The following is a 7,173-nucleotide window of genomic DNA, read 5'->3' as shown; positions in this document are numbered from 1 at the left end:
CTCGGCGGGGTCCTCCCCGTGCTCGGCGGCGCCGCGGTCTTATTCCGCCGGATGTACCGGTCGCCGCGCCCGCGGCGCCGGTGGTGGTGAGCATCGCGGCGCCGGCCAGCACGGCCGCGCCCATCGCCTTCTTCAGCACGCTCATCCCTCGATCCCGTACAGCGTGTGCGTCCACTGGAACTGGGTGTTCGAACGGTAGGTGTCGTAGTTCATCGAGTTGTAGCGGCTGTTGTCCGGCCACGGATCGCCGTAGTCCACCCGGGTCGCGCCGCTGGAGTTGTCATAGCCGTAGAGGACGTGCATGTGACCGCCGCCGGAACGCCAGCCGATGCGGGTGCCGATCGGCTGTCCCGCGTCGATCTGGTTCTTGATGGTCGTGAAGGAAAGGACCTGCCCGTTCGAGTCATAGGACCCGACATTCGTGAATCCCAGGGAACGGAACACCCGCTGCTGGTCGGACAGATAGCCCTGGTTGTCGGCGCAGTCGCTGCCGGACTCGTTGTGCGCGATCTGGCAGAACCGGGTCTGGGAAAGCGAATATCCCCAGTAGTCGGCGATCGTGGTGCCGCTGGCGTCCCAGCACCACTGGTCCTTCTGCTGGGCCTGCATGGTGATGCCGAGATCGGTCCGCGCGGCGGACGCGACCGCGGGCGCCTGCAGCGCGGCGACGGCGGCCGCGGCGGCCGACACCGCCACGAGTCCACGCAGGACTCCTGATGTGGTTTTCACGAAGTGGTCCTCCAGCCGGTGACGATTCGACGTGGTGGCACGGAATACTCCGCGCCCGGCCGGTGCCTCGGTACCTACTAAGGGAGGATCACGTTGGGAGAAAACGGCTTTCGGCGGATCCCGGCAGTTCCCGGGTGCCGGATTCCGGCATCGGCTCCGGCCGGCCGGGTGGATTCCGGCGGGCCGGCGGCAGCAGTTCTTTCTCGTCGGCGAACTTTCGGGCGTGACAGTTTTCCGGTTCCGCGCACTCACGTGCGTCAGCACCGCGAGAGCGCGAGTGTAGTGGCGGTGTAGCGGCCGCGCGCAGGGTCGTCCCGGTCGCAAACCCGTCCACCGAGGGAGACCCCCATGCGCAGCATCTACCCGGCGGCGGCGCTCTCGGCCGCCCTGCTCTTCGGCGGCGCCGCCGTCGCCACCGCCGCCCCCGCGCCGGCCGACGTCTACGCGGAGGTGACGGCCGCCGACATCGCCGACCCGGGCGCGGTGATCGTCGACTCGCCCGCCGAACTGGCCGCCGCCCGGACCGCGACGCAGGCGATCGCGTGGTACTCGAGCCGCAAGGGCAGCACGGCGTACCAGGGCTACTGCGAGAAGGCCGCCCGCCTCTCGTGGAACCGCACGACGCACCACGCGAGCGCGATCGAGCACTGGCGGTCCTCGGACGGCGCCCGCCACACGACGGGCACCCCGCCGAAGGGCGCGTTCGTCTTCTGGAACATCTCGGCGTACGGCCACGTGGGCATCGCGGACGGCAACGGCGGCGTCTGGGCGACGAGCGTCAACGGCGCGATCGGCCACGCGAAGCAGAGCTACTTCGGCAGCTACCTGGGCTGGAAACCGGGCAACAGCAACTGATCCGGCACACTGGGGGTGCGGTGGCCGGGGCGCGGGCAGCGCCCCGGCCACCGCGCCGGCTCACCCGCGTCCGGCGGCCGACGGGGTCCGTCGCCGCTGGACCTGCTCCAGCAGTTCCAGGCCCGTCGTCTCGCCCTGCCGGTTCCCGGTTTCGCGAAACACCCGCAACGCGCGATCGCACACCCCGCGCGCCTGGACCGGCTCGCCCGCCGCCAGCAACGTCTGCCCGATGCCCAGCAACGCGTACGCGCTGCACCGCTCGTCGGCCAGCTCCTCGAGGATGGTCAACGCCGACCGCAGGCACGTCAACGACTCCGGCAGCGCTCCCGTGTCCCGGTGCAGCGTGCCCAGCTCGGTGAGGACCTTCGCCTCGCGGTGCGGGTCGTCGATCTCCCGGGCCAGCTCACGCGCCTGGCGCAGCCAGGAATCCGCCTCCGCGAACGAACCCAGCGTCGCATACGTCGTCCCCAGGGAATTCCGCAGCTGCGCGACGCCCCGGTGATCACCGGCCCGTTCCAGGCCCGCGAGGGCGCGACGGTAGAAGCCGAGCGCCTCCCGCGGCCGGTCGCTGACCCGCGCCACCGTGCCCAGCCCGGCGACCGCGAGCGCCTCCCCGCGCACGTCCCCGAGCGAGGCGAACAGCGAAGCCGAACGCTCCATGTCCCGCACCGCCGCCGCGTACTCGTCGTGGTATAGCCGGACCTGGCCGAGGCCCCGGTACAGGACCGCCGCTCCCACGACGTTTCCTGCCGCTTCCACCGCGGCCAGCGCCGTCAGGTGGCCGCGTCGCCAGTCGTCGTAGGCGCCACGCAGGTCGTAGAACGGGACGGCCGTCGCGGTCAGCTGCCAGGCCAGCTCGTCGAGGCCGGCGTCCGCGGCCAGCTGGACCGCGGCCGCCAGCAGCTTGCGTTCCGCGGTGAACCAGCCCAGCGGGTCGGCGCCCGGCGCGGCCGTGGCCACCGGCGTCCCGACGGCCGGCCCGGTCATCGCGCCGAACGCCGGGGGCAGCCCCGCCGCGGCGGTCTTCGCCATGGCCAGCAACGCCGTCAGCACCCGGGCGAGGGTTTCGCGCCGCGACGACGACGGCTCCGCGGCCAGCAGTTCCGCCGCGTAGCACCGCAACAGATCATGCAGCCGGTAGCGGGGATGGCCGCCGGAGTCCGGCCCCGCCGTGGCGACGAGGTTCGCGTCGACGAGCACGTCGAGCACCTCGTGCGTGCCGCCGCGGTCCAGCAGCGCGTCGACCACCCAGCTCGGGAAGTCCTGCGCGCCCAGCACCGCCGTCCGGCAGAACGCCGTCCGCGCGTCGGCCGGCAGCTGCCGCAGGCTCAGCTCGAAACTCGGCCGGACGCCGAGGTCGCCGACGCGCAGTTCGCTCAGCCGGCCGGCTTCGTCGGCCAGCCGGTCGTGCAGCGTGCGCAGGCTCCACGCCTGCCGCCCGGCCAGCCGCGCGCCCGCGATGCGGATCGCCAGCGGCAGGTACCCGCAGCAGCGGACGATCGCCGCCGCCTCGGCCGGCTCGCCGACCACCCGGTCGACGCCCGCGACGCCGGCCAGCAACCGCGAGGCCTCGTGCTCGCCGAACACCGTCAGCTCGACGTGCTTCGCGCCCGCCAGCTCCGGCAGCCGCCCGCGGGTCGTCACCAGCACCGCGCACCCGGCGTCGCCGGGCAGCAGCGGGCGGACCTGTGCGGCGGTCGCGGCGTCGTCGAGCACCAGCAGCACGCGCCGGCCGGCCAGCCGGGAACGGAACAGCGCGGCTCGCCGGCCGAGCCCCGCCGGGACGGCGTTCCCGGTGATGCCCCAGGCGTGCAGGAAGTCGGCGAGCACCTCGGCCGGGTCGAGCGGCGCGCCCGTGCCGGCGAGGTCGACGTACAGCTGCCCGTCGGGGAACCGGTCCGCGACGCGGTGGGCGACGTGCATGGCCAGCGCCGTCTTGCCGGTCCCGGGCGCCCCGGTCAGGACGACCGGCGCCGGGCCCAGGGCGGTTTCCAGCTCCCGGACGTACTCCGCGCGGCCGGTGAAGTCGGGCAGATCCGCGGGCAGCTGCCGCGGCGGGGGCGGAACCACCGGCGGGGCCGCGACCGGTTCGCCCGCTAGGATCGCGGCCTGCACCGCCCGCAGCTCCGGGCCGGGTTCGACGCCCAGGTCCGTGACCAGGCGCTCCCGGGCCGTCGAGTACGCCTGCAACGCCTCGGCCCGCCGGCCCGCACCGGTGAGCGCGAGCAGGTACTGCTGCCAAAACCGTTCGCGGTACGGGTGTTCGGCCAGCAGCACGGTGAGTTCGGCGATCGCCTCGTCGTGCCGGCCCAGCTGCACCTGCAGCGAAAGCCGCTCTTCGACGGCGGCCAGCCGGTTCTCGGCGAGCCGCCCGAGCTCGGCATCCCAGGCGGGTGCGGTCGGCAGGTCCGCCAGGGGATCGCCGCGCCACAGCGACTCCGCCTCGGCGAGCAGCCTCAGCGCCGTCTCCGGGGCGGGGGCCCGCGCGGCGTCGGCGACGAGCCGGGTGAACCGGTGCGCGTCGACCGCGCCGGGGTCGACGACGAGCGAGTAGCCCGGGCCGTGCGTGCGCAGGACGGGCCCGTCCGGCAGCAGCCGGCGCAGCCGCCACACGTAGGTCTGCAGGTTGGCGGTCGCGGACGTCGGCGGGCCGCCCGGCCAGATCGAGTCGAGCAGCTGCCCGGGCGCGACCGCCCGGTTGGCGTTGAGCAGCAGGTGGGCCAGCAGGACCCGCTGCTTCGCGCCGCCGAGCGGCACCGGCCTCCCGTCGACCGTCACGACCAGCGGTCCGAGCAGGTGGAACCGCACTTCAGGACCCATTGAGCACCCCGTTCCCGCGGCCGCCCCCAGGCGGAGCCGAGCAGCGGGACTGTAGCCGGGCGAAGCCGCGGCCCGTGAGGGAATCGCGCACATTCGGGACAGGGGGCCAGAACATGGCGCCGGATGGACCGGACGGCCCACGACGAAAGTCGCGTTTTGGATCAACCGACTATCGGCGGGTTCCGGAGATTCACCCACAGCCGTGACGGTAGGTGCGTCCTTCACCACACGTCACCGCGAGACCTCGGTCCGCGGCGGGAGGTTGATCATAAAGTGCGAATCGCGCGAACCGGCGTAGTCGTCTCCGGTGTTTTGCTCTCGGCACTGGCGGCCGCGGCGCCGTCCCTGGCCGCCCAGCCGGCCATCATCGACGGCAGCAATGCCGACTCGCTCCACTCCGCGGCCCGGATGTTCGCCGGCGGCCAGGAGATCTGCTCGGCGACGATCATCGCGCCCGACTGGATCCTCACGGCCCGCCACTGCACGCAGGGCGCGGACGGTCAGCCGATCAGCTTCCACGTCGGCGACCTGGACCAGACGAAGGGCACCACGGTCAACGCCACGTCCGTGCACGAGGCGCCGGACTCGGACCTCGCGCTGGTGCAGATCGACCAGCAGGTGCAGACCGAGTACGCGCCGCTGGGCAGCGAGGGTGACGTCAAGGTGGGCGACCAGGCCGAGGTCTACGGCTGGGGCGCGACCTGCACCGACAAGCCCGAGATCGAGTGCCAGTCGCAGCTGCTGAAGGTCGCCAAGGTGAGTGTCAGCTCGATCGACTGCCCGGACGGCGCGGCCGGCGTCTCGGTGTGCGCGAACCGCGGCGACGGCATCACCGCGGGCGGCGACTCCGGCGGCCCGATGTACGCAGGAGGCAAGCAGGTCGGCGTCGCCTCGACGAGCGACCGCCAGTCGTACACGGCCTACATCAACATCACGAAGTACCGCGACTGGATCTCCGCCACCGCGGGCGTCTGAGCCCTCGCAAGCAGCCCCCGGCGCCCGGGGGTTTGCTTCGCCGACAAGAGTGAGTGTACAGTCACTCACATGACGAAACGCGGTGCCACGCTCTCCACCTCCGACGCCCGGCGGGACGCCGTCGTCGACGCCGCCATCGCCGAGTTCGCCCAGGGCGGGTACCACAGCACGCCGATCAGCGCCGTGGCCGCGCGGGCCGACATCTCCCCCGCCTACGTCTTCAAGTTGTTCCCCGGCAAGGTTTCGCTCTTCGTCGCGGCGCTCGACCGGTGTTACGAGCTCGTCGCACACGCGCTCTCGAACGGCGCCGCCCGCGCCGACGGCGAAGACCCCGGCAAGATCCTTTACGAGATGGGCGGCGCGTACGCCGAGCTCATCGCCGACCGGGACCTGCTCATGCTGCAGGTGCACGCCCAGTCGGCCGCCGACACGCCCGAGATCGCCGACGCCGTGCGGCGCGGCCTGGCGAAAGTCACCGAACTCGCCCGCGAGCGCTCCGGCGCCGGCGGCGAACAGGTCCAGCGCTTCATCGCCTACGGTCAGCTCTGCCACCTCATCGCCACCCTCGACCTCGACGAGCACGCCGGCGACTGGGCCGCCGTGCTCGCCGCCGGCATCCGCCACCCCGGCAAGAACTGAACCCACCCCCGAAGTCGCTTTTTCATGCCCATCGAGTGATTGACCAGTCACTCACATCTGGAAGGAAAGTCACCATGACCACCACCACCGAAATCGTCCTCCCCGGCCTCGTCGAGCCGGACGGCCTGCGCGTGGAGCACCGCGAGCTGCCGCGGCCCGGCGCCGGCGAAGCCCTCGTCCGCGTCGAGGCGAGCGGGATCTCGTTCGCCGAGCAGCAGATGCGCCTGGGGAAGTACTACGACCAGCCGCCGTTCCCCTTCGTGCCCGGGTACGACGTCGTCGGCACCGTCCTCGAAGCCGGCGACCCGGCGCTGGTCGGGCAGCGGGTGGCCGCCATGACCAAGATCGGCGGCTGGAGCAGCCACCTCGTCGTGCCGGCCGCGGACCTGGTCCCGGTGCCGGCCGGATTGGACGCCGCCGACGCCGAGACGTTCGTGGTCAACGGCATCACGGCTTATCAGATGCTGCACCGGATCGCGCGGGTGAAGGCCGGCGGCAGGATCCTCGTCCACGGCGCGAGCGGCGGCGTCGGCACCACGCTCGTCCAGCTCGCCCACGCGGCCGGGATCGAGGTGATCGGGACCGCCTCGGCTCGCAACCTCGCCGTCGTCACCGCGCTCGGCGCCACTGCCGTCGACTACCGCGGCGACGTCCCGGCGCGGGTGCGCGAGCTGGCGCCCGGCGGGGTCGACGCCGTGTTCGACCACGTCGGCGGCCCGGGCATCGTCGACTCGTTCCGGCTGCTCGCCCCCGGCGGGACGCTGGTCGCCTACGGCAGCGCGTCCACCAAGGACACCGGGGGCAACCCGAAGCCGGCCGTGCTGAAGCTGGTCGCCCGGCTGCTGTGGTGGAAAGCGCTGCCGAACCGGCGCCGGACGCACTTCTACAACGTGTGGGGCGGCAAGCGGAACCTCACCCGGTTCCGCGCACGCCTCGCCGAGGACCAGACGGCCGTCTTCGACCTGGCGGTGCAGGGCCGGCTCAAGGCGCAGGTCGCGGCTCGCATCCCGCTGACCGAAGCCGCGAAGGCGTTGACCCTGGCCGAATCCGGGACGGTCACCGGCAAGGTCGTGCTCATCCCCTGACAACCCCGATGCCTCTGAAGGCCACCATGAGGGATGCTGCCGCCGCCCCGGCCCCGCGGCGGTGCCGGGA

The 7,173-nt window shown here is 72.7% G+C and carries 6 protein-coding genes; 4 read left to right on the top strand and 2 right to left on the bottom strand.

From position 1 onward, the window contains the following. Positions 1-141: 141 nt before the first annotated feature. Entirely contained in the window at positions 142-729 is a 588-nt protein-coding gene (locus tag AB0M83_RS48130; protein ID WP_364529431.1) for a papain-like cysteine protease family protein, read from the bottom strand. A gap of 348 nt (positions 730-1,077) precedes the next feature. On the opposite strand from AB0M83_RS48130, the gene AB0M83_RS48125 reads away from it, so the two are divergent. Then, positions 1,078-1,584: a hypothetical protein gene (locus tag AB0M83_RS48125; protein ID WP_364529429.1), complete on the top strand. Its 507-nt coding sequence runs from the start codon at positions 1,078-1,080 to the stop codon at positions 1,582-1,584. Positions 1,585-1,644: 60 nt separating this feature from the next. Here the strand turns inward: AB0M83_RS48125 and AB0M83_RS48120 are convergent, their stop codons facing one another. Then, positions 1,645-4,404 (bottom strand): BTAD domain-containing putative transcriptional regulator, encoded by a 2,760-nt coding sequence (locus AB0M83_RS48120; RefSeq protein WP_364529426.1) that lies wholly within the window; start codon positions 4,402-4,404, stop codon positions 1,645-1,647. Positions 4,405-4,677: 273 nt separating this feature from the next. Here AB0M83_RS48120 and AB0M83_RS48115 point away from each other — a divergent pair, with 273 nt between their 5' ends. From AB0M83_RS48115 to AB0M83_RS48105, 3 genes are all read left to right on the top strand, one after another. Beyond that, the gene (locus AB0M83_RS48115) at positions 4,678-5,379 is read left to right on the top strand and encodes a trypsin-like serine protease (protein ID WP_364529423.1); all 702 of its coding nucleotides are present in this window, start codon (positions 4,678-4,680) and stop codon (positions 5,377-5,379) included. A 69-nt stretch (positions 5,380-5,448) separates the two neighbouring features. Next, positions 5,449-6,018 carry a TetR/AcrR family transcriptional regulator gene (locus AB0M83_RS48110; protein ID WP_364529420.1) on the top strand — a complete coding sequence of 190 codons (570 nt, stop codon included), beginning with the start codon at positions 5,449-5,451 and terminating at the stop codon, positions 6,016-6,018. A 74-nt stretch (positions 6,019-6,092) separates the two neighbouring features. Continuing rightward, entirely contained in the window at positions 6,093-7,103 is a 1,011-nt protein-coding gene (locus AB0M83_RS48105) for a medium chain dehydrogenase/reductase family protein (RefSeq protein WP_364529417.1), read from the top strand. Positions 7,104-7,173 lie beyond the last annotated feature (70 nt).

The organism is Amycolatopsis sp. NPDC051106 (genome assembly GCF_040682775.1).
In the GTDB taxonomy this organism is placed as follows: domain Bacteria; phylum Actinomycetota; class Actinomycetes; order Mycobacteriales; family Pseudonocardiaceae; genus Amycolatopsis.
This window is presented reverse-complemented; position numbering and strand designations above follow the sequence as displayed.

Excerpts from the sequence above, each read along its gene's own strand:
- AB0M83_RS48125 (WP_364529429.1), top strand. The coding sequence starts at position 1,078 with ATGCGCAGCATCTACCCGGCGGCGGCGCTCTCGGCCGCCCTGCTCTTC.
- AB0M83_RS48120 (WP_364529426.1), bottom strand. The coding sequence starts at position 4,404 with ATGGGTCCTGAAGTGCGGTTCCACCTGCTCGGACCGCTGGTCGTGACG.
- AB0M83_RS48110 (WP_364529420.1), top strand. The coding sequence starts at position 5,449 with ATGACGAAACGCGGTGCCACGCTCTCCACCTCCGACGCCCGGCGGGAC.
- AB0M83_RS48105 (WP_364529417.1), top strand. The coding sequence starts at position 6,093 with ATGACCACCACCACCGAAATCGTCCTCCCCGGCCTCGTCGAGCCGGAC.